Origin of the sequence: Snuella sedimenti (assembly GCF_016428595.1) — a bacterium.
GTDB classification, from domain to species: domain Bacteria; phylum Bacteroidota; class Bacteroidia; order Flavobacteriales; family Flavobacteriaceae; genus Snuella; species Snuella sedimenti.
The window spans coordinates 1-26,099 of the sequence record NZ_JAELVQ010000019.1 but is presented as its reverse complement, the minus strand read 5'-3'; the positions used below and the strand labels follow the sequence as shown (position 1 = coordinate 26,099).

Genomic DNA, 26,099 nt, shown 5'->3' with positions numbered 1-26,099 from the left:
TTACGTTGAAGCATATCATGTGCTCCAAGGTTCAAATTCTTTAAACTTAATTTTTTCATTTTAAAAAAGTTTTAATAATTATATTTGCCTTGAACAGTTAAAGACACTCAAGGTTTGTGTCTGCCCTTCACGAAAGGATATTGTTCATGCCCTAAGTGACCGCTTTGGGCTTTTTAATTTTCAACAATTTTTTCGTACTCTTTTTCCGTTACTACATTCTCGCCATCAAAAGGTACTATGTCTATTGGTTGCTTAACATTCAATTCTATACCTGAAACATAGTAGGTTCTTCCTTTTGTATAGCTTGTATTAACTTCATGGGTAGAATCTGCACATTCATGTAATTCTAGTATTAGCCCAGGTAAACCTTGATAGTCTTTAGGCCCTAATGGAATGGGCAAGTCAGTTGCAAACCAAGCTGTTAGATATAGAGTATCTATAGCCCCCATCCTGGTTTTATATTTTTTTTCTGAAATAGCCTTTTGACACAGGTAGTTGTCAATCCTTTTGGATTCTTCCGTTATTTTCCAAGCATATTGATGAAAATCCCCAATAATTATATATTCATTCCCTAAAAATGCCTTCTTCTTTAAGATTTTTTCATTGACTAAGTCATAGTAATAAGATGTATTTAAACCTGCAAAAATCTTTGCTCTTTTTTTAAAAAACCCATCGGTAAAATTAAAATTTACTCCTTCGATAACTTCAACAAAGCGGGCTTGTTCATTAATACTATCTTTACTATAAATTAATTTAAATTCCAGTTTATCAACTTCACTTAGAACTAAATTATAATTCCTTGAATTATTGACACTATCTTTAGGGTATAACTTCACTTTGTAGTTTATTATAGCCTTGCTTATCTGTCCAAAGGATACACTACAAACAAACATAGCAACACAAATCAAGCCCGAAAAAATATTGCCTCTATGTACCATAACAGGCATCATACTCAGCCGCATTAAGGTAGTTAATATTGGTTACACAATGACAAGCAGCATAACCATCATTAAGTACAATTGTGGCGTCTTCAGCATTTAGTTGGAAACCCAAATCAGATTCCACTTCATTTAAGGCATATTGAATCCGTTTAGCAATTAGTTTTTTCTCGATATCCTTCTCCTTCGAGTTCTCTGTAGTTTCTACCAACAGACAAACTCCTATCCATTGCTTTAAAAAAGTTTCTTTAGTACTTTGCACCAGCTTGTTTTTGTCATCGTAATAAACCACATGACCCTTAGGTGTTTCCTTTAGAACATAAAACAATGGCTGCCTGTTAGATTCCACCTGCACAATACAGGGCAAGGGCATATCTTTACGTTTATTCGCGTCAATCTTAACGGCTAATGTTTCTATTCGATATTTTTCCAAAGTATCGGAGATTGCCAACAAACTAGGATGGTCTGGATGCGATAAAATGGAGTCCTTAATATATTTTCTTGTAAATTTTACCCTTAATAAGTGAAGCAATTTTTCTGTTGACTGATCACAGTTGCCCATAAATCCACGTTGATATTAATATTATATTCTGACTGATTGATCAATAAATAAACCAATGTAATATTTTATTTCAAAAAACGAAGGAATAAGATGTTAAAATTTAAAACAAACACCTACTTATATGTAAACCGAATCAATATTGCAAATAACTTCACAACACAGAAAACTAATTATCAAATGTTTGCAATTAAAAAATTAAAACAAGAAATTTACGTTCAACAAAGCTCAAACTTATTATTGTAACATTTATAACTATTCCCCTTTGTAAACTACAGAGTTAAAATTAATTAAACGTATAACTCGCAAGATTATTTAACCAAAAAAGCTCAAACTTTTAATTAGAGCCTCTTAGATAAAGAAAAGAAAACTATCAGTTTTACAAAATTACCCAACCAATGACTTTAAGAATAATATAATAGTCTATTCCTATTTAGAGTATTAGCAAATCAATCATTGTATTTGGGGGTGTTACAGCAATTTAATCGAATCGAATTATTGGTTATAAGATATAAAACATCAAGCCAACCTTAATGGCATGCATATCTATAACTTCACCATCCAGCATTGCATCTTTAGAGAAAATAGGATTTAAAGCATAGTAAGCATATAAATTCCAAGTATTATAGCCCATAGACAAGGTTAAACCATATTGAAACCTATTAAAATCATTAAGCCCCTTATATTTTAAGTGCTCGGGATCACCATTAAACTTCACAGTATTCGCTAGTAAATACCCAAATTTAAAACCTGTATAGACACGCCAAAACTTATACTCAACAGGTGTTGATGTTCGCCACCTAAACTCAATAGGAATTTCTAACAAATGACTGGAAAACTGGTTTTTAGAATAGTTGTCCTCTGCTCCCAAAATACGATACGAAATAGCGCCTAAATCATCTTTGGTTATTTTTAAATTTTGATTAAATGAATTAGCTGAGTACCCAACTCCTATACCAATAGCTATATCTCTATCTTTATTTATTGGCATGTCCTTAATAAACCCGAAGTGAAACCCTATCGAAAAACCACTTTGGGAAAGCTCTGAAGGCTTTTTACCAAGTAAATTATAGGTTACCCCTGCGTAGAACTGATCTTCTTTATAAAGAGAGTCTACTACTTTTATATCAAGCTCTTGTGGATATATCACTTGAAAGCTTACAATAGAGAAAAATAAAAAATATATGAGTTTCTTCACAGTCAAACTACTTTAAAATACTAACCCTTAATATACAATCAACGTTATAAAGATAGTAACATCAAAGTTTCTATTATATTGTTGGCACTAACAAAAATTAAAAGGCGTTTTGATAAATCAAAACGCCTTTATAATATAAAATTAAGAATTTTACTTATTTATTAAGTACACTACCCTTTTTGGTCGTATAATTAATTTTAAGAGCATTTACTTTGCGTAACTCTTGCTTGATATCCATTATCAAACCCATGTTCGATTTACTATCAACTTTTAAAGCAGTAGTTAAAAATGGCACCAATTCTTCACGCTTAGAATCTCTTTCTGCCGCTATAAAGGCAGCTATATCACTTACATTAGCAAATTTATCATTTAGCTGAATTCTAGCCTCAGTTCCATATTGCTTGTAATTATCACTTGGCTTCCCTGCATAAATATACATAACCAAGTCTTTTTTATCAAGCTTTTCAACTTGATCGGCAAAAGGCAGGTTATTCTCAATCATCAAGGTATTTTGCCTCATTACAGTAGCTACCATGAAGAAGAACAATAACATAAATACAATATCGGGTAACGATGCCGTACTTACTGCAGGAACTTCGCCGCTTTTTTTCTTTTTAAATTTAGACATATTAAAGTGTATGTGTTAAATTTTATTATTGTACCTCAGAAAGCTTCATAGGATAGTCCAGCTTTATCTGATCTATTTGCCCCTTCAACTTTTCTTTATTTCCTGGCCAGTTAACATCCTTATAATCTGCTTGCATCTCAATAAAGGACTTACCGTATCTGCTTTTTGCTAGTCGATTTCGAAGTTCATTGTAAGCAGCTACCAATTCGTTTTGAACCGATATATACATTTCATAAGATGTTTCTCTTTCGTTTTTTAGAGATATAATTGCCTTATCAGGATTAACAGATGAATTCTCTTCTTTTTTACCATTACAATAACTACAAGACCCATCAGCATTATTATCTAAAAAATCAATAGCTGCTTGCCTTAAGTCCTTAAGTTCTGTTAACTCTTCTTCAACCATCAACTGATTCTTACCATTAATCAATACCGTAAAGATGTTTCTTTGCTTAATAATAGGAGGCTCTGTATTGTCCTCTATTGGAGGCAACTTACGGTTAATTCCCGAGTCCGTCTCAATAGTTGTTGTTACAAGAAAAAATATTAACAATAAGAAGGCAATGTCGGCCATAGAGCCTGCATTAACTTCTGGTGCTGCTCGTTTTGCCATAATTATTTAAATATTTTTTTAACGCCTGAAAACACCATGGAGGCAATTGCCAAAAACGCAAGCACATAGAATGTATATAATCCGGCCCCTACCTTCTTAGAAGTCATTTCTGTAATATCTTGCCCCTTATCCGTAAAAGGTTTTAAATCTAAATCTGTTCCAGAAGACATAGCATATGATATAAACACAATAATCAAAAATATACTTACTGTAATCAATGTCTTTTTAATGTTTCCTGTAGATAAACCTTTAAGAACATATATCAACACTAGTAATAAAACCAAACCAAGCGTAATATATGTTACAAATAATATGTTATCGATCATTGCTTCCGATCCCGACATTATCATCAGTGCAAAAATAGAACCAATAATACCAAAAGCATAAGCTATGATCTTCATTATTTTATGTAAATTCATAATAATTTTTATAGTTTTTAATTATTACTTCTTTTGTCTGATCAATAAATCCATTAACGTAATGGAAGCGTCCTCCATATTATTAACGATACTATCAATTTTAGCAATAATGTAATTGTAAAAAATTTGAAGTATAATCGCAACAATCAAACCAAATACAGTTGTTAAAAGCGCTACTTTAATACCACCTGCCACAAGTGATGGCTGTATGTCCCCTGCTGCTTCAATTTTATTAAACGCTTCAATCATACCTATTACTGTCCCCATAAAGCCAAGCATTGGTGCTAATGCGATAAATAAAGAGATCCAAGATACATTTTTCTCTAATTGCCCCATTTGTACACCACCGTACGCTACAACCGCTTTTTCAACAGCATCTAGACCTTCATCGGTTCTATCTAAGCCTTGGTAATAAATAGAAGCGATAGGCCCTTTTGTATTTCTACATACTTCTTTAGCCGATTCCACGCCTCCTGAAGACAATGCATCTTCAACGTCTTTCGTTAATTTTTTTGTATTTGTAGTTGAAAGGTTTAAAAAGATAATTCTCTCTATAGCTATTGCCAACCCAAGAATTAAACATAATAATACAATCCCCATAAATCCAGGTCCTCCTTCTAAAAAATACTTTTTTAATACTTGGTGAAATCCAAGCTCCTCAGCAGGCTCAGCCGCGTCATCTTGTGTTGTACTTACAACCGCAGATGTAGTTGCTGCAGTAGTTGTGCTTGCATTTGCATTAACAGTTCCGAATGCCATAACCCCAGTAATGGCAAGGATAGAAAATAATCTTTTCATGTTCTAGATCTTAATTTTATTAGTTTTAAAGTGTTAAAGATATAAAAAAAATGCAACTAAAAATAAAATAACAGCAGAGAGGAAGGGATTCGAACCCTCGATACGCTTTTGACGTATACACACTTTCCAGGCGTGCGCCTTCGACCACTCGGCCACCTCTCTGTATTTTTAATCCATTTTTATTACGGGGGCTCAAATAACAAAAAAAAGTTCAAACGTTAAAATTTTAACGGTTAATTTTGATACATTTTTCATCATAATACGCTTCCTGCATGGTTTTGAACACTTTGCAAACCTTGATTTACCTTTATGATTAGCTCTTTAATTATTTTTGAACAAGAAGTACTACAAGCGTTAGACAATTACTAGAAAATTATAATGGATCTATTTACAAAGCAATACCGTTCCAAATAAAGAATTTCTTGAAACGATCCCGAAAGCTTTCAGAACTATTTAGGTTCCCGTTGTATTCACACGAATAAATTTTGATAATTCATTTGATTTTATATTAATTATAAAATTGAGAACGTATGCAATCGCTACGCTCTCACATTAAAAATTTTAAACATTCCTTTTTGCGAAAAAATGCTTAAATTTTGTTAATGTTGGTTTCATATATACATATTCTTAACCTTTTACATTCATGAATCTTCGATTTCACGGAGAACCCCTAACGCAAAGCATCAAGGAATCCTTCCGATTAATCTAACATAATTATTTCTCGACAGACAACAAAACCTAGCGAACCCACTTTAAAAATCATCCAATTGCTTATATTTAAACTTTTAATAAATTTCAAAACATGAAGCATATAATTTTAGCATTATCTTTTACGTCCGTTTTTTTAGTTTCTTGTAAGGATAAAGAAGACAAAAAATCGCCAGTTTTAACTCAGGAAACAACAGATAGATCTCAGCCTAATGAAAGCGACTGGATTTACCTTTTTGATGGTTCCAGTACCAAAGGATGGCGTGCCTACAACGGAGATACTTTACCTGCAGGTTGGGTTATAAAAAACGGAGAACTAACTTTTGACACCGAAAAACGCACAGAAGCCAACAGAAAAGGCGGCAAGGATATTGTATATGCCGCAGAAGAATTCGATGATTTTGAATTATATTGGGAATGGAAGATCCCTGAAGGGGGCAATAGCGGCTTGATGTACCATGTAAAAGAAGGTGATTGGCCGCCATACGAGGTATCCCCAGAATATCAAATGCTGGATGACTTTAAATGGGAGGAAATTAATAATGCTATCTTAGAAGAGTGGCAAAAAACAGGAGCCGACTATGCCATGTATGTACCAGATTTAAGCCAGAAAATAGCAAAACCAGCTATGGAATGGAATACGTCGCGCATCATTTTTACAGCAGAAAAAGTAGAACATTGGCTAAACGGGAAAAAACTGCTTGAATTTGTCCCTTGGTCAGAAGATTGGGAAACCAGAAAAAAAACAGGCAAATGGAAAGATTATCCAAAATACGGCACTTTTAAATCTGGGTATATTGCAATTCAAGACCACGACAGCCCCTTATGGTTACGAAACATTAAAATAAAGAAACTATAGCTAAAACAAGGTTTATGAACAAAAGAGATTTTTTAAAGAGAAGCAGTTTAGGAGTTACAGGATTGGTTTTAGCGCCATCCCTTATTATGTGCAAAGAAAAACCTGTTGTTAAAACACGCATTAGAACAGCCCATATTGGTGTCGGCGGTATGGGAAAGGCCGATCTTGATGCCATTGCATCACACCCGTTAGCAGATATAGTTGCCTTATGTGATGTGGATTCCAATAAATTATCAGAAGCCAAACAGCAACACCCAAACGCAAAAGTTTTTTCAGATTACCGTGTTATGCTGAAAGAAATGGCAGACGATATTGATGCGGTTATTGTTTCTACACCCGATCACACGCATGCGCCTGCCTCGATGTCAGCTATGAATATGGACAAACCGGTGTATTGTCAAAAGCCATTAACACATTATGTTTCGGAAGCCAGAGCTATGAAAAAGCTGGCCAAAGAAAAGAATCTTATTACGCAAATGGGCATTCAGGTACACTCTTTTTACGATTATAAGTTAGCTACGCTTTTAATTCAATCTGGGATTATAGGCAAAGTACATACCGTACACGCATGGTCTCCAAAAAACTGGGGATATGATGGCCCAGCTCCAGAAGGTAACGATCCCGTACCAGAAACTTTAGATTGGAACCTTTGGTTAGGAACTTCTTCTGAAAGACCCTATAAAAATGGCATGTACCATCCGGGCAATTGGCGTAAGATAATGGATTATGGCTGTGGCACCCTTGGCGATATGGGCGTACACATTTTTGACACACCATACAATGCTCTTGAATTAGACGTCCCTATGACCATTAAGAATGAATGTAGAGAGACTACAGGTTTTGGATATCCTGAAAACAATATTGTAACCTACGAATTTCCTCAAACCAATTATACTGCAGAAACCTTAAAATGGATTTGGCACGATGGCCCCGGTGCCCCCAGAGATCATGAAGATCTAAAGTTACCGGGCATGGATGAAGCAACAAAAACAGCGAATACATCAAATAGCGAAGAAGCTTCTTTAGAAGATAAAGTATCTCTTGAAGCCAAAACAGCCAGTGAAGGTAGTTTACCTGAGCAAGGTGCTATGTTTGTTGGTGAAAAAGGCCGATTGCTTTTACCTCATTTTATGCAACTTCCCCAGAAAATTGTTGATGGGAAGTATGTGGACATCTCTTCTGAGATTGCGGCAATCTCAGAAGCTAACAATTTGGGAGAACCAATTCGTAATTATGATTCTGAAGGTCCTAAGCACTATCACCAGTTCATAGATGCTTGTTTAGGCAAAGGCACTTGTAGTGCTCCATTTTCTTATGCTTCTAAATTAACTGAAACGATCCTTTTAGGTGTTATAGCTGGACGTTTTCCGAACCAAACCCTGCATTGGGACAGTGCAAACGCTAAATTCGCTGAAGAAGAAGCCAATCAATATCTCGAAGGTGCATATCGAGACTTCTAATAATAACTGAATATAAAAAAAGCGCTTGTTTAACCGTATTAACAAGCGCTTTTGAATTCATTATAAACTGGCTAATTTATCACACCAAAAACTGAAACAGATCCGGTTTATCATTTAAATAATCACCATAAAAATTATGCGCTTTCATTTTTGTAATTAAAGGTTCAAGATCCTTAGAAGCCTTCAATTGGATACCAACCACAGCAGCACCGTTTTCACGATTGGTCTTTTTGGCATACTGAAAATATGTAATATCATCGTTAGGGCCTAAGATATCTACCACAAACTCTCTTAAAGCCCCTGCACGTTGCGGGAACTTAATAATAAAATAATGCTTTAAATTGGCGTACAACAAGGCACGTTCTTTAATTTCTGGTGTGCGCGTAATATCATTATTACTACCACTAACCACGCAAACTACATTTTTGCCTTTTATCTTTTCAGCATAAAAATCCAATGCAGAAATACTCAAAGCGCCAGCAGGCTCCACCACAATAGCATCTTTATTGTACAGGTCTAAAATAGTCTGACACACCTTACCTTCGGGTACCGCAATAACATCATGCAGGAACGCTTTGCATATTGGAAAGGTTAGATCCCCTACACGCTTTACAGCTGCACCGTCAATAAATTTATCAATATGGTCAAGTTCTGTATTTTTATTATTTCTAATGGATGTTAACATTGAAGGTGCGCCTTCTGGTTCTACACCTATAATTTTAGTATCTGGAGAAAGCGCATTAAATACCGTAGATAAGCCAGCTGCCATGCCACCGCCACCAACAGCAACAAATACATAATCTATAGGTTCTTCTACCTGATCCAAAATCTCCAGACCGATTGTAGCCTGTCCTTCAATGACTTTTTTATCGTCGAACGGGTGAATAAATGTTTTATGTTGCTTTTCACAGGCTTTCATTGCCAGATGGTAGGCATCATCAAAAGTATCACCTTCCAATACAACCGTAATATAATCACCTCCAAACATTTTTGTTTGTTCTACCTTTTGCATAGGTGTTACCGAAGGCATATAAACAACACCATGTATCTTAAGATGGTTACAGGCAAAGGCAAAACCTTGGGCATGATTACCTGCACTGGCACAAACTACGCCATTCTTTAATTCTTCAGTTGTTAGCGAGCTAATCTTATTGTAAGCCCCCCTTATCTTATAAGAACGTACTTGCTGGAGATCCTCACGTTTTAAGAGTATGTTGGCTTGATGTTCATTTGAATACCTAATGCTAGTCTGTAAAGGCGTAACTGCCGATACATTTTTAATTGTATCGGCAGCTACTTGGACATCTTTAATTTTAGGAAAATACACTAATTTTTCCTCTTCCATAACTAGTTAAACTATTGGTTTCATCGCTGTCATAGATGCTCTTAAAACAGCGCCTACTTTCTCAACGGGATGCGCTCTTAAAGCTGCATTTACTTCAATTAATTTAGCATTATCGACACCTTCGCCGTTATCTTTAGCATAAGCTTTGCCAATAACATCTGTATCAATTTTCTTCATAAAATCGCCCAATAGAGGCTTACAAGCATGATCGAATAAATAACATCCATACTCCGCAGTATCGGAGATTACACTATTCATCTCATACAACTTTCTTCTTGCAATGGTATTTGCAATAAGTGGTGTTTCGTGTAAAGACTCGTAATATGCAGAGGCATCGATAATTCCTGATTCGGTCATAGCTTCAAAGGCTAACTCAACTCCAGCTCTTACCATAGCAACCATTAACACACCATTGTCATAATACTCTTGCTCTGTAATCTCTACATCACCAGCTGGTGTTTTTTCAAAAGCAGTTTCTGCTGTTGCGGCTCTCCATGTCAATAATTTTTCATCGTTATTCGCCCAATCTGCCATCATACCACTAGAGAAGTTACCTTCCATAATATCGTCCATATGCTTTTGGAATAATGGACGCATGATATCTTTTAATTCTTCAGACAATTCAAACGCTTTAATCTTAGCCGGATTAGACAAACGATCCATCATGTTTGTTATACCTCCATACTTAAGACCTTCGGTAATGGTTTCCCATCCATATTGAATTAATTTTGAAGCATAGCCAGCATCAATTCCTTTTTCAATCATTTTATCGAAACAAAGAATAGATCCTGTTTGTAACAAACCACAAAGAATAGTTTGCTCTCCCATTAAATCTGATTTTACCTCGGCAACGAAAGATGACGCTAAAACCCCAGCTCTATCACCTCCTGTTGCTGCCGCATAAGCCTTTGCTTGTGCCCAACCTTTTCCTTCTGGGTCATTCTCTGGGTGCACGGCAATAAGTGTTGGAACTCCAAAACCACGCTTATACTCTTCTCTTACTTCAGATCCTGGACATTTAGGAGCTACCATAATAACCGTAAGATCCTTACGGATTTGCATCCCTTCCTCTACAATGTTAAAACCATGAGAATATGATAAAGTTGCCCCTTGTTTCATTAAAGGCATAACTGCATTAACTACATTGGTATGTTGTTTATCTGGAGTTAAATTCAACACCAAATCGGCCGTTGGAATTAGCTCTTGGTATGTTCCAACATTAAACCCATTTTCGGTTGCATTCACATAAGAAGTGCGTTTTTCTGCAATGGCAGCATCGCGTAAGGCATAAGAAATATCTAATCCTGAATCACGCATATTAAGACCTTGGTTAAGACCTTGAGCACCACACCCAACAATGACTATTTTTTTTCCTTTTAAAGCATTTACACCATCTTCAAATTCTGAAGACTCCATAAACCTACATTTCGATAATTGATCTAACTTATCTCTTAACGATAATGTGTTAAAATAATTTCCCATTTTATTGTGTTATTGATTATTGAATGCCATAAGCATTTCTGTTATTTTCATTTCTTCTTTAGTTACTGCAATACGTCCGGAACGCACAAACTGCATAATACCAAACGTATTTAATTCTTTTCTTAGAGTCTCTATTTCATGACGCCTTCCTGATTTTTCCAATACGAAAAACTCTTTATTTACAGTAACAATTCGAGTATTACTTTCTTTTATTATGTTTTGAATTTGAGGCTCTTCAAACAACAAATTCGATTTGATCTTAAACATACAAGACTCTGTGAAAATAGTCTCCTCATCTGTATGATAATAGGCTTTAATAGCTTCTACCTGCTTTTCTATTTGCCCTATAATTTTCTTAGCCTGATGCTCTGTAATATTTACAACAATTACAAAGCGATTTACACCTTCAATTTCAGATTGTGATGTTGTTAAACTTTCTATATTGATGTGTCTGCGCTGAAAAATAGCTGAAATACGATTTAGCAAACCAATATTGTTTTCGGTATAAATTGAAATCGTAAAAGTTTTTATTTCTTCGTTCATTTTGTTAAAGATGAAAGAGAAAAGATGAAAGAGAAAAGATTACTTTAGCACAAATCTTGATGTCTCTTTAATATTATCTCTCGTTAATATTTCTATTTTCTTTTATCTATTTCTTGGTTTAACTTAAGCGAATATCTGAAACCGATGCTCCAGCAGGAATCATAGGAAACACATTATCTTCTTTTTCTACACAAACCTCTAAGAAATAAGCACTATCTGAAGCTATCATTTCTTTAACGGCCTCTGCCAATTCTTCCCTTTTGGTTACCTTTTTGGTTTTTAAGTGATAGCCTTTGGCAATCGTTATAAAATCTGGATTGGTCATTTCTGTCGAAGCATAACGCTTATCAAAAAACAACTGTTGCCATTGGCGAACCATACCTAAAAACTCATTGTTCAACACCACAATTTTAACTGGTATTTGTGTTTGAAAAATGGTACCCAATTCCTGAATATTCATCTGAAAACCTCCATCGCCAATAATAGCCACTACTTCACGCTCTGGTGCTGCCATTTTAGCTCCCATTGCTGCAGGAAGTGCAAAACCCATAGTTCCCAAACCACCAGAAGTAATATTACTTTTGGTTTTATTGAACTTCGAATAGCGACAAGCAATCATTTGGTGTTGCCCTACATCGGAAACAATAGCTGCATTTCCTTCACTTTGCTTGTTTATTTCTTTTAGAACTTCACCCATAGTCAACCCTTCTTTGGTTGGATGAATATCATCCTTGATAACTTTTTCAAACTCTATGGCATACAGCTTTTTAAATTCTTCCAACCATCCTTCATGTGTATTTTCATTTAACAACGGTAATAAAGCCGCTAAACTTTCTTTAGAATCTCCCAAAACCGCAACATCGGTTTTTACATTTTTATCAATCTCTGCTGGATCTATTTCAAAATGAATCACCTTGGCTTGTTTTGCATAGGTTTCCAATTTACCTGTAACACGGTCGTCAAAACGCATTCCTATAGCTATAAGCACATCGCATTGGTTAGTTAACACGTTAGGCGCATAATTACCATGCATACCTACCATACCTACATTCAACGGATGTGATGTTGGTATAGCAGAAGCACCCATAATAGTCCACGCTGCAGGAATACCCGCTTTTTCGATAACAGCCTTTAATTCTTCCTCGGCCTTACCAAGAATAACGCCTTGTCCCCAAACAATCATAGGTTTTTTTGCTGCGTTTATAATATCAGCTGCTGCTTGAACGGTATCATTATTTAATTTTGGAACAGGATTATAACTCCTTACGCCAGTACATTTTTCATATTTAAAATCTAACTCCGAAACTTGAGCATCCTTAGTAATATCGATTAAAACAGGCCCCGGACGCCCACTTTTGGCTATATAAAATGCCTTGGCCATGACTTCTGGTATTTCAGACGCTTTAGTTATCTGATGGCTCCATTTAGTAACGGGCGTAGAGATACCTACAATATCGGTTTCCTGGAATGCATCACTTCCCAATAAATGAGAAAACACCTGTCCTGTAATGCACACCAACGGTGTAGAGTCTATTTGGGCATCTGCAATTCCGGTAATCAAATTGGTAGCTCCTGGACCAGAAGTTGCCATCGCAACACCTACTCTGCCTGAAATTCTAGCAAAGCCTTGAGCAGCATGCGCAGCTCCCTGTTCATGACGTGTAAGAACATGATGAATTTGGTCTTGATATTTATAAAGTGCATCATAGACTGGCATAATAGCACCACCCGGATATCCGTAAAGTATATCAACACCTTCGGCTATTAAACATTTTACAACCGCCTCACTTCCACTAATACGTTCTGTACTGCCTTTTGAAGCTTGTTTTGATTCTAATGTCTCTGTTTCTTTCATCTTGAAAAGAGTTAAAATGCATCAGTAACACAACCTTTTGAAGCTGAAGCTACCGATTTTGCATATTTATATAATATTCCTTTTTTATGTTTTAATTCTGGCGCCTTCCATTGGGCTTTTCTTTCTGCTAATTCTTCATCTGACAGTAAGACGTTTATTGAGTTATCCTCTGCACTAATCCTAATTCTGTCTCCTGTTTTCACTATTCCAATTGCACCACCTGTTTGAGCTTCTGGGGTAATGTGACCTACAACAAAACCATGTGTTCCACCAGAGAAACGACCATCTGTAATAAGTGCTACCGATTTCCCTAATCCAGCTCCCATGATTAAAGAGGTAGGCTTTAACATTTCTGGCATACCTGGGCCACCCTTTGGCCCAACATAACGTATAACCACTACATCACCCTTTTCTACCTCGCCATTTGATATTCCTGTATTCGCAGCTTGCTCACCATCGTAAACCACCGCTTTACCTTCAAACACCAAGCCTTCTTTTCCAGATATTTTTGCAACCGCACCTTCAGATGCTAAGTTTCCATAGAGGATTTGCAAATTCCCTGATGATTTTAAGGCTTTGTCTGTTGGGTAAATAACGTCCTGATCGTTTTCAAATTCAAGAGGCTTTACATCCTTTAAGTTCTCAGCCAATGTATTACCAGTAACCGTTAAACAATCGCCATGTAAATAGCCATTATCCAATAAATATTTCATTACTGCTGGCGTTCCTCCAATACCATGAACATCCTCCATTAAATATTTTCCAGACGGCTTTAAGTCTGCTATTAATGGCGTTCTATCACTTACACGTTGAAAATCTTCTAGTGTAAATTCAATGTCGGCGGCATGTGCGATCGCTAAAAAATGTAATACAGCATTGGTAGAACCTCCTAAAGCATTTACTAAAGCAATTGCATTTTCGATAGATTTTTTGGAAATGATATCCAATGGTTTTAAATCCAGTTCCAAAAGCTTTTTTATAGCTATTGCCGTTCTTTCCGCTTCCGATAGTTTATTTGGGTTTTCGGCTGGAATTGAAGAGTTATAAGGTAAAGCAAATCCCATACACTCGATAGCCGAGGCCATTGTATTGGCCGTATACATTCCACCACAAGCTCCCGCTCCTGGAATAGCTCGCTTTATAATTTCTCGGTACTCATCTTCATCAATTTCACCTGCTACCTTTTGCCCTAAAGCTTCAAAAGCCGAAACTATATTAAGCTTTCGTCCTTTATATTTTCCAGAAGCAATGGTACCTCCGTACATCATAATAGAAGGTCTGTTTAATCGCAGCATCGCAATTACCGCCCCAGGCATGTTTTTATCACATCCAACAACCGAAACTAAGGCGTCGTAACTTTGGGCATTCATTACCGTTTCAATAGAATCTGCAATAATGTCTCTAGACGCTAATGAATAGTTCATACCAGAAGTCCCCATAGAAATACCATCACTAACGCCAATGGTATTAAATCCTAAACCTACCATATTAGCGATCTTGCACTCAATTTTCACCTCTGCAGCCAAACCATTCAAGTGCATGTTACAAGGGTTACCGTCGTAGCCAGTACTTGCAATGCCCACTTGGGGTTTTTGCATATCTTCATCGGTTAGTCCAACCGCATATAACATAGCCTGTGAGGCAGGTTGGGATTCATCCTGAGTTAACCTTCTACTATATTTATTAAGTTCCTTCATTTTTATTGTAGATAATTTTATGTTTTATCCTATTTGTTTTAATATTCTTTAATGTTTTAAGCTTTTTAACAGAAACTTCCTAATGCTACAAATAAGCTTCGAAATTAATTTATTAGGTTTTTAATTGCCCGATTTATTGTTTTTTAAGGTTAAACCCAGCAACACAACAAACAACATAACTATTTGAAAAACAATAAATTAACTCTATATTTTTATGATGTTCAAAAATGAAAAAATATTCAATAAAAAAGCCTTCCGTTTATGGGAAGGCCTTTAAATATATTTTAGTTTTAGATACCATCCCTTTATCCTCATGAAATAATCACGATGACGATAATAGAAATGATATTTAAAAATTGTCTTTTCATTTATGAGGGAACAAATATTTACAAATAAATTTTAATAAACAATTAATTTCCGAAAAAAATAAAAATCAATTCACTTTTACTTTTATTTTTTTACTTTTGCCCTCACAAATAATAGAGGAAAGATTTGACTGATTGCAACCTCTTTATACTGGACTTGTATCGGTATAAAATAAAAATGCTAAAGGCAGTGTAAACTTCCTGAGACGTTATCGTCAAATCTTAGATTAAATTAATAGATATATGGCTTATTTATTTACTTCAGAAAGTGTTTCTGAAGGACATCCTGATAAAGTAGCAGATCAAATTAGTGATGCACTTATAGACAACTTTTTGGCGTTTGACAGAGATTCTAAAGTTGCCTGTGAAACGCTTGTTACAACTGGACAAGTAGTACTTGCTGGTGAAGTAAAATCACATACTTATTTAGATGTACAAAAAATTGCACGTGACACCATAAACAAAATTGGGTATACAAAAGGCGAGTATATGTTTGACGGTAATTCTTGTGGAGTATTCTCTGCTATCCATGAACAATCTGATGATATTAATCGTGGGGTAGACAGAGCTAGCAAAGAACAACAAGGAGCCGGAGACCAAGGCATGATGTTTGGCTATGCCACTCGCGAAACTGAAAACTATATGCCATTGGCATTGGACTTGTCACATAGAATCCTTAAAGAACTTGCAACCTTACGTAAAGAGAACAAGGACATCACCTATTTAAGACCCGATTCTAAAAGTCAGGTTACCATCGAGTATAGCGACGATAACATACCTCAACGTATAGATTCTATTGTAGTTTCTACGCAACACGATGAGTTTGGGGACGATGAAAGCATGCTTACTAAAATAAAGGATGATGTTATTAATATTGTGATCCCTCGGGTTATTGCCAAACTACCTGAACAAACGCAAGCATTATTCGACAGTGACATTACTTACCATATTAACCCAACCGGAAAGTTTGTAATTGGCGGACCACATGGTGATACTGGTTTGACTGGACGTAAAATTATAGTTGACACATATGGCGGTAAAGGCGCCCATGGTGGTGGCGCATTTTCTGGAAAAGACCCTAGTAAAGTTGATAGAAGTGCCGCTTATGCTACTAGGCACATTGCCAAAAATTTAGTTGCTGCTGGTGTGGCCGACGAAGTTTTGGTACAAGTGAGTTATGCTATTGGTGTAGTAGAACCTATGGGGATTTTTATAGACACGTATGGCACTTGTCCTTTTAATATGACCGATGGTGAAATTGCAAAAAAAGTATCGCAACTATTCGACATGAGACCAGCAGCTATCGAAGAACGACTAAAATTGCGCTCACCTATGTATAGCGAAACAGCTGCATATGGACACATGGGCCGTGAAAATGAAATTGTTACCAAAACATTTTCACAGCCAAACGGAGAATCTGTGACCCTAGATGTAGAATTATTTACTTGGGAAAAATTAGATTATGTTGACAAAGTAAAAGAGGCCTTTGGTCTATAGATTGTCATACTAATAAAAAGCTATAAAAGACTGTCTTTTTATGAAGACAGTCTCTTTTTTTATGATTTAATTTTCCTTTTTTAAAGTATCATGTTTAATAAAGGCTTCCAGAAGCTCAGAATTAATACCTGTATCTATTTTCAATTCTGGTTTAGTTGCCGCTACCTTTCTTAAGGCCACTTCACTAATTTTCGTATCCCAAATATACAAACGCTTTAAGCTTTTTAATTCAGTTATTATTGGCAATCCAGCATCGGTAATTTTAGAGCCATATACTTTAAGCGCCCTAAGTTTTGTTAATGCTTTTAGCTTTTCAACCTCAATGTCGGTTACAGGTGTCCTATCTATTTCTAACAATTCAAGGTTCTTACATGTGGCAACAAAATCCATTTCGGTTGCTCCAACTGGCAGACCACTTAAATCCAACTCTACTATATTTTCTGCTATTGGTTTCAAATTCAATACCAACTGCGAATTGTATTCAGGCGGTAAAAACACAGACACACTAAGCGCCTCTGAACTATTTTCAATACGCTTTACATTAACATAATTTGATGTTAAGTTCTGTAACGTCACATTATCCACCTTTGGCAACTTATTCCAACGCTCTTTATCTTCGGGAACCATCATGTTACTTACCAAAGTTGCTAACGTTTCATTAGCCCCTAGATGGTTTAACCGCAATGTATCAGAAATACCCAAGGCTATCCATCGCTCTAAAATTTGCATTTCGTTTTCAGACAATGGCTTTTTCCCTTCTGGAGGCATATGCTCTTTATCTTCTACAGGCAGCCGCAAACGTCTAATAAACTCGCTTTCTTCTGGTTTTCCGGAAATCATAGCTACACCTGTCTTTCCCCCCGCTATTATTTGCTCCATCCCTGTCATTAAATAATCGCCCTTTTTCTTATTCTCATTATGACAGGCCACACAATTATTTTCCAATATTTGTCCGACTACATGTTCGTAAATCAATGGATTATCGGGAATCTTCTTTAACTTATTACTCTTTGGTAAAGCCAAAAATTCTTCACCATGCGTAACCATACCACCATAGTGTCCGGTAAATCCAACTAATAGAATAAGACCTGCTTGAATTCCTTTTAACAGGTAAACATTCTGTATGTCATGCGTGTATAACCAATACCAAACTACAGTCAAAAATGCCATACTTGCGCCTAACCACTGGTGCCAAAATAACAACTGTCCTTTTGAAGACGTTTCTGTTCCCAGAAAAAAACCGGTAATGGCCGTAACTAAAACCGATAAAACCGCTACAACAAGCCATTGCTTTTTTATTTGTTTACCAATTAAAGCCGCTAAGGCTACAACAAGCACGATAACAATAGGGAAATGCAATACCAAAGGGTGCCAGCGCCCTAACCAAGAAACAAGGTTCGGCAGACTAACAAAAGATTCGAAAATCAAACAAAATATCAGAAAAACGGTCAATCCAAAAACAAGAAGATCGACCAAACGGGTAGTATCTTTTTTAGCCATAATTTATGTTAAAATATCATTTATAACATTACCAGCTACATCGGTAAGTCTAAACCGGCGTCCTTGATATTTATAGGTTAATTGCTCGTGATTAAGTCCTAAATTATGCATGATGGTAGCGTGAAAATCATTGACATGCACAGGATTCTTAATAATATTATACCCAAACTCATCGGTTTCACCATAAGTGATACCTGGTTTTATTCCGCCGCCGGCCATCCAGATACTAAAGGCTCTTGGGTGATGGTCCCTACCATAATTTTTAGGATCGAATTTTCCTTGACAATAATTGGTTCGACCAAACTCACCGCCCCAAATTACCAAGGTATCCTCAAGCATACCGCGTTGTTTTAAATCCATTATTAAAGCTGCTGACGCTTGATCTACATCCTTTGCCTGACTTGCCATGTCATTAAATAAATTACCATGTTGATCCCAACCTTGATGGTACAATTGAATAAAGCGCACACCATTTTCTGCCAATCTACGTGCCTGCAAACAATTTGCTGCATAGGTCCCTGGAGTCTTCGCATCTTCTCCGTACAATTTGATAACGGATTCTGGTTCGTTTTTAATATCCATTACATCGGGCACGGACATTTGCATTCTATAGGCCATCTCGTACTGGGCAATGCGCGATTCGATCTCATTATCGCCCGTTTCCACATGGTGTAACTTATTAAGTGACGATACATGATCTAATAAATGGCGTTTATCGGCTCGTGAAAGTCCGTCTGGGTCATTCAAATACAAAACCGGATCTTTTCCAGAACGCAACATAACACCTTGGTGCTTCGAATCCAAAAAACCACTAGACCACAGCTTGGAATACAATCCCTGACTGTTACCTTTACCTCTTGAGGTTAACACTACAAAGGATGGTAAATTCTGGTTTTCACTTCCTAAACCGTAACTCAACCAAGACCCCATACTTGGACGTCCGGATTGCTGACTTCCTGTTTGTAAAAATGTAATAGCCGGATCGTGATTAATGGCTTCTGTATGCATACTATTAATGATACATATATCGTCTGAGATCTTAGCAATATGCGGAAAAAAATCACTAATCCAGGCACCGCTTTTACCGTACTGCCTAAACTTGGCTGCCGATGGCATTAGGGGGAATTTATCCTGACCAGCGGTCATTCCGGTTAAGCGCTGTCCGTTACGCACAGACTCAGGCAAATCCTGCCCCATACGTTTTAGTAGTGTTGGCTTATAATCGAAAGATTCCAACTGCGATGGTGCTCCAGATTGAAATAAATATATAACCCGCTTGGCCTTTGGTGCAAAATGCGGGATACCGAGCGGTGGTGTTCCAACAAGTTCTGGACCTCCTTTAAACAAGTCGGGAATCAATAACGACCCTAGAGCAACAGATCCAATACCTACACTTAATTGTGAAAAAAAGTGTCTACGGTTAATTTTAAGGGGGTTTTCTGAATTTGATTTTTTTTCCTCCATGATTCTCCTATTCTTTGGTTATTGTTTCATCAAGATTATAAATTACTTGTGCCGTTAGCATCAATGCCGCTGTTTTTACAGGGTCTGTGCCCAAACTTTCATAATCTCCCAATGCTACTAATTGTACTGCTTTTTCTTTTTCTCCTAAAAACCTTTTTAAAGCATCACTATAATAAGATTCTAAAGTTGTTAACTCTTCTTCCTTTGGTTCTCTAATTAAAATACGCTTAAACACTTTTTTAATTATAGATTTAGCATTTTTTATGCCTTCTTCAAAGATCGTGCGCTCTGCTAATACCCTTGCGGCTTCCAACACTTGAACATCATTCTGTAAGGCCAAAGCTTGTAAAGGTGTATTCGTGTTTTGCCGTCTTACCTCACACAGATCCCTATTGGGGGCATCAAAAACAGACATATTGGGTGGAGGCAAGGTACGTTTCCAAAACGTGTACAGCGAACGTCTATAGAGTTTATCTCCGGTATCTGGGATATACTTTGTTAAGATGCCTCTATTACCTCCTGCATTGGTTTCTTCCCAAAGCCCTGCTGGTTGATACGGCTTAACACTAGAACCGCCAATTTCAGTATTTAACAAACCACTGGTTGCTAAAATATAGTCTCTAATCATTTCTCCACTCATTCTAAACCTAGAAGCTCTTCCTAATAGTTTGTTTTCTGGATCTGCAGCTATCAATTCTGGAGTTGCAACAGAACTTTGTTGATAGGTTGCTGATAGCATAATCTTCTTTAGCAGGTACTTGATATCCCAATCATGCTCCATAAAATCAACGGCCAACCAATCCAACAATTGTGGGTGTGTTGGTAAACTTCCTTGAACGCCAAAATCTTCTGCAGTAAGCACTAAACCTTTTCCGAATAACATCGCCCAAATGCGATTAACGAATACGCGTGCTGTTAACGGGTTATTTGTATCGGTTACCCATTTTGCCAATCCCAATCTATTCTTGGGCAAATCATCAGAAAACGGCAAAATAACAGAAGGCGTATTTGGCTCCACTACCTCCCCTAGTTGATCGTATTCGCCACGATTAAAAATATGCGTTTTGCGCGGCATCGAATCGTTCATTACCATTACCTTAACAGCCTCACCAGCCTCCTTATTCACAAAGTTTAGTTCCTCGTTAACAACCTCATCAGAGATCGTGATATACGGAGGATCGGCAAAGAACTTTTTGTTAGCAGCCTGAACGGCGTCCATTTGTAAGCCTTTTTCTTTTACATTATTAAAAAAAGAATACATCTCATAGTAATCTTTCTGAGACAATGGGTCGTATTTATGATCGTGGCACTTAGCACATTCCAAAGTAAGCCCTAAAACGCCTTTCCCCAAAGTGTTTGTTCTATCAACCACATAATAGGATTGGTATTCTTCCTGTATTACGCCCCCTTCTTGTGTGATGGGATGGTTTCTGTTAAAGCCTGTTGCCAATATTTGCTCAATGTTAGCGTTAAGTAGCAAATCGCCCGCTAATTGCCAAGTCAAAAACGTATCGTACGGCAAATTATTATTGAAGGCATGAATTACCCAATCGCGCCAGGGCCACATACTCCTATAACTATCGTCCTGATAACCATGAGAGTCGGCATACCTTGCTACATCCAACCATACTTGTGTCATGCGTTCTCCATAAGCAGGTGACGCTAAAAATGTATCGATAACTTGATTCAGGCCTTCTTCTATACTACTGGAAGTTAAAACTTGTAACTGTTCTTGTTTTGGTGGTAAACCGGTAAGATCTAAACTAACCCTTCTAATCAAAGTTTCCTTTGAAGCTTTTTCTGAAGGTTTTAAATTATTAGCTTCTAATTGTTCTAAAACAAAAGCATCAATTTCATTTTGTACCCACGCTTCTCCTTCGGCTTTTGGAACTTTATTTTTCTTTGGTGTTATAAAAGCCCAGTGCTTCTCAAATTTAGCACCTTGTTCAATCCATTTTTTTAACAATTGTTTTTCGTAAGCAGTTAATTTTAAATTAGAATCTACAGGAGGCATTAATTGCTTAACGTCATTGGTCGTTACATGTTTATATAACAAACTTTGATTTGGTTTACCCTTAACAATGGCATATTTACCCGGACTTTCTGGTAACTCTAAAAAAGCTGCAGACTCAATATCCAATCGTAGACCTGCTTTTCGTTTATTGGCATCTGGTCCATGACAGGTATAGCAATTATCAGACAAAATAGGCTTTATATGAAAATTGTAGTCGACCACATCTGGCAGCTTTTGATTTACATAAGCATCTTTCTCTCCTTGAAATACTCCTACTTTAAAAGCATAGATTAAAACAATTACCCCAATTAAAGTAACTAAAACACTGATTTTTAATTTCATTCGTTTAAATTTTGATAATTATCTGATAATAAATTAATTATAAAATCAAGAACGTGAATAATCACTCCGTTCGATACTTAAAATTATTTAAATCACTGAAAATAAAGACATTAAAAACCTCTACAAATTCAGAAATTTGTATAAAAATGAGATTTTAATTTAGAGTTTAGTTAAGTCTATAAATTTACAATAAACACTTTAGGTTTCCTATTAACTTCTCAAGGAGAGTAAATAATCAAACTAAAAAATGTCTGTATGTGCAAACATTCACAAATCTAAAAAAAACACTGAAAGAAACAAGTTTTTTAATTGATAATCGAGATAAAAAAAATTAATGAATACTTTGGGAGATTCTTTATAGACAACTACCTACCAATAATTTAACTTCTATTTTTAAATAAAAAACTGTCGAAAATCACCAAAAGGCAGCAGACTTAGGCATGATTATTAAAACAAAAAAGGCGACCCATCTTCATGGATAACCTTAGATTTTGTGGGCTCGAAGGAATTCTAACTAATTTCCCGTCTCGGATATTTATGGCATCTTTAGAGTTAATCTTTGCAATTGTTAACAGTGTTTTTAACTGATTAAGATTTGTTTCGCCTTTCGCCTACTCCAAACTTAAATAGTTTAGTAATATCATTTTTATGTAAACACACAGACACCACCTTAATACCAAAATTGATATTTCGTTAGTCGCTTATCTCCAGATTTAACCAAAACGCCTTGTTCTACTGCTCTTTTTAAATCTCGGCTCGCAGTGGCTTGACTAATACCTTTGTAATTTAACAAATAATCTTTTCGGCTAAAATCTTTATTACCTATAATATCCTTGTAAAGCTCTATCCTATCTTGACCTGTAAGCGTTCTATTTTGGGTTTTTAAAATATCTTCTAACGCTTGAAGAATAATACCCAACATAAACTCTATAAATGGTGTTGAATGCGCCTTTTTATCAGACAAGCTTAAAGCCTTATAATACTCCTCTTGGTTTTCTTTAATTAGGCTTTCAACTGGCAGGTATTCAAAAACGGGATATTTCTGCATTAAGATTAGTGTCTGCCATAATCTTCCCATTCGTCCATTACCATCTAAAAAGGGATGTATAAACTCAAATTCATAATGAAATACGCAACTTTTTATTAGCAATACATCTTTATCGGTTTTTAAATAATCGAACAAATCATTCATTAATCCTTTTATCATACTTCCACTTGGCGCAACGTGTTCAACTTTCGAGCCTTTAACTATACCGACATTCCTAGTACGTAATTTCCCTGGGTATTCAATTAATCCTTTCATAAGAATTGCGTGCACCTTTTCTAAATCGTCTAATTTATAAGGATTGAGCTGTCGTAATTGATCATATGCTTTTACAGCGTTCTGTACCTCCAATATATCCTTTTGTGGAGCAATTACTCGCTTATGGTTTAAAAGTGCTGTTATCTGTACCTCCGTAAGTGTATTACCTTCTATTTGTAAAGAGGATTGTATAGTTTTAATGCGATTCTTTTTGCGTAACTCAGTAGGGGGTTTGTATAAATGGGTAGCGTTTATTTCACCCAAACGTTCAGAAACCTCAACGACTAATCTTAAAATGTTATCGGTAATCTGATAAGGTGATTCCATTTTTAATAGTATCATATGATAGTATCACAAATATACTATATTTAGTAACAGTATAATATACCACGAAATAAAAAAGGTTGCCCATAAACGACGGGCAACCTTATATTGTTGTGGGCGCGAAGGGATTCGAACCCCTGACCCTCCCGATGTAAATCGGGATGCCCTAAACCTTAGTTCTGCCCTGTTCTATTAAATCCTTAATCTTCCTTCTGCTTTTCCATTTCTTTTTCTGACGCTCCCGCAACAGAGCATCCGGTTTGGTAACATATGCTTCTTTATAAACCAAACGCCAGTCCTACATATCCAGTATCTCTGAATACAATATATAAACGTAATACACCATAAAACAAAAAAGGCTACCCATCTTCATGGATAACCTTAGATTTTGTGGGCGCGAAGGGATTCGAACCCCTGACCCCTTGGGTGTAAACCAAGTGCTCTGAACCAACTGAGCTACGCGCCCTGAATTTTGGACTGCAAAGATAAATCAGTTTTTTAATTAGCAAAATTTTTTTATCCAAATAGGAAAAATAAATCTTAAAAATATTTGTGGGTCATACTGAATTCACCAAATACACATTAAACATTTCATTTTCAAAATTTTACAAAACAAGCAAACATATAGGGGACGAATAAGGGGACAATTAAGTTAAACTTGTTAGGTTTAAATAACTTGAAGTCAGGAATAATATCACAACAAATAGTATGATTGATATAATCCACAATGAAACATACCACCCTATTCTTTTTTCAAGAAATTTAATCTCATCTTTATATTCAGCGTCATTGTTAATAATTTTATCAATGTCGTCCTGAATTAAAACATCTTGATATCTTTTTTTTACATTTTCATATCGCTCTCCAACCCTTTTTTTATCCATTCTATATATAATATAGGAAACTAATAAAAAACAAGCAGATATTGCTACAAAATAAAGCCCAATCATTGATGTATCTTCATTAAATATTTTCTCAACATCCCCATTTCTAGAGATTTTATAAATGAATATACTAAGGAAAAATGAAAGAAATATCAATATGTTTTTTTGAAAATTATTAAAAAAAGTATCTAGTGATTGATTTACTTTACTAATCGTTTGCTCAATTTGTTCTATAATTTTATTTCTAACTTCGAAATATTTATTAATATTTCCTTTGACATAAATTTGGTTTGAAGACAAAATAGAGTTAAAAACAGAACCGTCTATGCTTATAGAATCTTCTTTCAAATATGAAGTTATAATATTCCTTGACAAACCAAGTTTATCTTCAATCTTTGTTGATTCACTATATATCCATTTATATATATTATAGTAATGGTTTGCTGCTTCTAAATCTAAATCTTCATTAATATTTAAACTATATTTCAACGTTTTGTTTCCCGATATAGTAACATCAAGATTATTTTCATGTATTTCTGAAGAATTACATATGTAAACTAAGCAATACACAAAATTTAACTTCTTAAGTTTTGTCTCCAATACTGAAAGTTGATCATTTACATTTGGCAAATGAAAATAATTGGGAGAAAAATTAATTTGATTATAATTTCTGAAATTACATTGATAACTAAGATTAGCCTTTTCAACAGAATCCTTAGTATTTCCAAGAATAATTATGTTACTATCTCCATAAAACACGCTCGAATCGTTAATAAACTCTATTGGAGCAGGTTTTCTTTTAATAGCCAATAATAAATTTTCATAATCTATTTTATTGATAAAATCATTAAATAACGACTCATCAAAAATAACAACTCGATTGCTAGTTTTATAAATATTAAATTCGACAACAACATCAAATGATTCATCATCTATATTAGGTGTTGAAAAGCTATTTTGACTAATTGAATAATCTAATTCATCAATAGAAACATCCCAACTATATTCGTGTTTTTTTAATTCTTCATTTATAGTTGTGTAGTTTTCTTTTGTAAATATTTCCTTTAATAATTTTAAGTCATTAGTTTTATAATCAATCCTAAATAAATCAAAAGTATCTTTAACACGAACCCCTTCTAATGAAGAAAAAAAATGATCAATAATGTCAATTGTCATTATTTAATTGCAAAATTCGGACAAAGTATACCACTAACTTCGGAGCAAAGTGAGCCACCCTTGCCGGTCTAAATTGAGCATAGCTTGCCGGACGAAAGTGAGCCACTAAAAATCGTTTCTATTTGAGT

The 26,099-nt window shown here is 35.6% G+C and carries 20 protein-coding genes and 2 tRNA genes; 3 read left to right on the top strand and 19 right to left on the bottom strand.

Annotated elements, in window-relative coordinates:
* Positions 1 to 173: 173 nt before the first annotated feature.
* From JF259_RS13255 to JF259_RS13220, 8 genes are all read right to left on the bottom strand, one after another.
* A complete protein-coding gene (locus JF259_RS13255; RefSeq protein WP_199115819.1) occupies positions 174 to 950 on the bottom strand; it encodes a GLPGLI family protein in 777 nt (258 codons plus the stop codon).
* Complete coding sequence (locus JF259_RS13250; protein ID WP_199115818.1) at positions 928 to 1,500, bottom strand: cysteine peptidase family C39 domain-containing protein; 573 nt, start codon at positions 1,498 to 1,500, stop codon at positions 928 to 930. Before JF259_RS13250 ends, JF259_RS13255 begins: the two co-directional genes overlap by 23 nt.
* Positions 1,501 to 1,999: 499 nt before the next feature.
* Positions 2,000 to 2,695 (bottom strand): porin family protein, encoded by a 696-nt coding sequence (locus tag JF259_RS13245; RefSeq protein WP_317192085.1) that lies wholly within the window; start codon positions 2,693 to 2,695, stop codon positions 2,000 to 2,002.
* 154 nt (positions 2,696 to 2,849) lie between these two features.
* Positions 2,850 to 3,323 (bottom strand): ExbD/TolR family protein, encoded by a 474-nt coding sequence (locus JF259_RS13240; RefSeq protein ID WP_199115817.1) that lies wholly within the window; start codon positions 3,321 to 3,323, stop codon positions 2,850 to 2,852.
* Between the two features lie 25 nt (positions 3,324 to 3,348).
* Complete coding sequence (locus JF259_RS13235; RefSeq protein WP_199115816.1) at positions 3,349 to 3,936, bottom strand: ExbD/TolR family protein; 588 nt, start codon at positions 3,934 to 3,936, stop codon at positions 3,349 to 3,351.
* A gap of 2 nt (positions 3,937 to 3,938) precedes the next feature.
* On the bottom strand, positions 3,939 to 4,337 hold the full coding sequence (locus tag JF259_RS13230; RefSeq protein WP_233164271.1) for a hypothetical protein: 399 nt from the start codon (positions 4,335 to 4,337) through the stop codon (positions 3,939 to 3,941).
* Positions 4,338 to 4,379: 42 nt separating this feature from the next.
* The gene (locus tag JF259_RS13225) at positions 4,380 to 5,153 is read right to left on the bottom strand and encodes a MotA/TolQ/ExbB proton channel family protein (protein ID WP_199115814.1); all 774 of its coding nucleotides are present in this window, start codon (positions 5,151 to 5,153) and stop codon (positions 4,380 to 4,382) included.
* A gap of 74 nt (positions 5,154 to 5,227) precedes the next feature.
* A tRNA-Ser gene (locus JF259_RS13220) sits at positions 5,228 to 5,315 on the bottom strand.
* Positions 5,316 to 5,955: 640 nt separating this feature from the next.
* Here JF259_RS13220 and JF259_RS13215 point away from each other — a divergent pair.
* Together JF259_RS13215 and JF259_RS13210 are read left to right on the top strand one after the other, a co-directional pair.
* Positions 5,956 to 6,720, top strand: a complete 765-nt coding sequence (locus JF259_RS13215) for a 3-keto-disaccharide hydrolase (protein ID WP_199115813.1) — start codon at positions 5,956 to 5,958, stop codon at positions 6,718 to 6,720.
* A 14-nt stretch (positions 6,721 to 6,734) separates the two neighbouring features.
* The gene (locus JF259_RS13210; RefSeq protein ID WP_199115812.1) at positions 6,735 to 8,180 is read left to right on the top strand and encodes a Gfo/Idh/MocA family protein; all 1,446 of its coding nucleotides are present in this window, start codon (positions 6,735 to 6,737) and stop codon (positions 8,178 to 8,180) included.
* Positions 8,181 to 8,259: 79 nt separating this feature from the next.
* Here the strand turns inward: JF259_RS13210 and ilvA are convergent, their stop codons facing one another.
* The 5 genes from ilvA to ilvD all read right to left on the bottom strand — a co-directional run bounded on the left by ilvA (position 8,260) and on the right by ilvD (position 15,102).
* Positions 8,260 to 9,525, bottom strand: coding sequence for a threonine ammonia-lyase (ilvA, locus tag JF259_RS13205; protein ID WP_199115811.1), 1,266 nt, complete (start codon positions 9,523 to 9,525; stop codon positions 8,260 to 8,262).
* A 6-nt stretch (positions 9,526 to 9,531) separates the two neighbouring features.
* Positions 9,532 to 11,007 (bottom strand): ketol-acid reductoisomerase, encoded by a 1,476-nt coding sequence (ilvC, locus tag JF259_RS13200; RefSeq protein WP_199115810.1) that lies wholly within the window; start codon positions 11,005 to 11,007, stop codon positions 9,532 to 9,534.
* A gap of 9 nt (positions 11,008 to 11,016) precedes the next feature.
* On the bottom strand, positions 11,017 to 11,550 hold the full coding sequence (gene ilvN / locus JF259_RS13195; RefSeq protein ID WP_199115809.1) for an acetolactate synthase small subunit: 534 nt from the start codon (positions 11,548 to 11,550) through the stop codon (positions 11,017 to 11,019).
* Between the two features lie 118 nt (positions 11,551 to 11,668).
* The gene (gene ilvB / locus JF259_RS13190) at positions 11,669 to 13,405 is read right to left on the bottom strand and encodes a biosynthetic-type acetolactate synthase large subunit (protein ID WP_199115808.1); all 1,737 of its coding nucleotides are present in this window, start codon (positions 13,403 to 13,405) and stop codon (positions 11,669 to 11,671) included.
* 11 nt (positions 13,406 to 13,416) lie between these two features.
* Positions 13,417 to 15,102: a dihydroxy-acid dehydratase gene (ilvD, locus tag JF259_RS13185; protein WP_199115807.1), complete on the bottom strand. Its 1,686-nt coding sequence runs from the start codon at positions 15,100 to 15,102 to the stop codon at positions 13,417 to 13,419.
* A gap of 608 nt (positions 15,103 to 15,710) precedes the next feature.
* Here ilvD and metK point away from each other — a divergent pair.
* A complete protein-coding gene (gene metK / locus JF259_RS13180) occupies positions 15,711 to 16,964 on the top strand; it encodes a methionine adenosyltransferase (protein WP_199115806.1) in 1,254 nt (417 codons plus the stop codon).
* A gap of 66 nt (positions 16,965 to 17,030) precedes the next feature.
* Here metK and JF259_RS13175 read toward each other — a convergent pair whose 3' ends face one another.
* From JF259_RS13175 to JF259_RS13150, 6 genes are all read right to left on the bottom strand, one after another.
* Entirely contained in the window at positions 17,031 to 18,464 is a 1,434-nt protein-coding gene (locus tag JF259_RS13175; RefSeq protein WP_199115805.1) for a c-type cytochrome domain-containing protein, read from the bottom strand.
* Between the two features lie 3 nt (positions 18,465 to 18,467).
* Positions 18,468 to 19,928, bottom strand: a complete 1,461-nt coding sequence (locus tag JF259_RS13170; protein ID WP_199115804.1) for a DUF1501 domain-containing protein — start codon at positions 19,926 to 19,928, stop codon at positions 18,468 to 18,470.
* Between the two features lie 7 nt (positions 19,929 to 19,935).
* Positions 19,936 to 22,284 carry a PSD1 and planctomycete cytochrome C domain-containing protein gene (locus JF259_RS13165; RefSeq protein ID WP_199115803.1) on the bottom strand — a complete coding sequence of 783 codons (2,349 nt, stop codon included), beginning with the start codon at positions 22,282 to 22,284 and terminating at the stop codon, positions 19,936 to 19,938.
* 670 nt (positions 22,285 to 22,954) lie between these two features.
* A complete protein-coding gene (locus tag JF259_RS13160; RefSeq protein WP_199115802.1) occupies positions 22,955 to 23,914 on the bottom strand; it encodes a Fic family protein in 960 nt (319 codons plus the stop codon).
* 388 nt (positions 23,915 to 24,302) lie between these two features.
* A tRNA-Val gene (locus JF259_RS13155) sits at positions 24,303 to 24,377 on the bottom strand.
* Positions 24,378 to 24,558: 181 nt separating this feature from the next.
* Entirely contained in the window at positions 24,559 to 25,971 is a 1,413-nt protein-coding gene (locus tag JF259_RS13150; RefSeq protein WP_199115801.1) for a hypothetical protein, read from the bottom strand.
* Between the last annotated feature and the right edge of the window lie 128 nt (positions 25,972 to 26,099).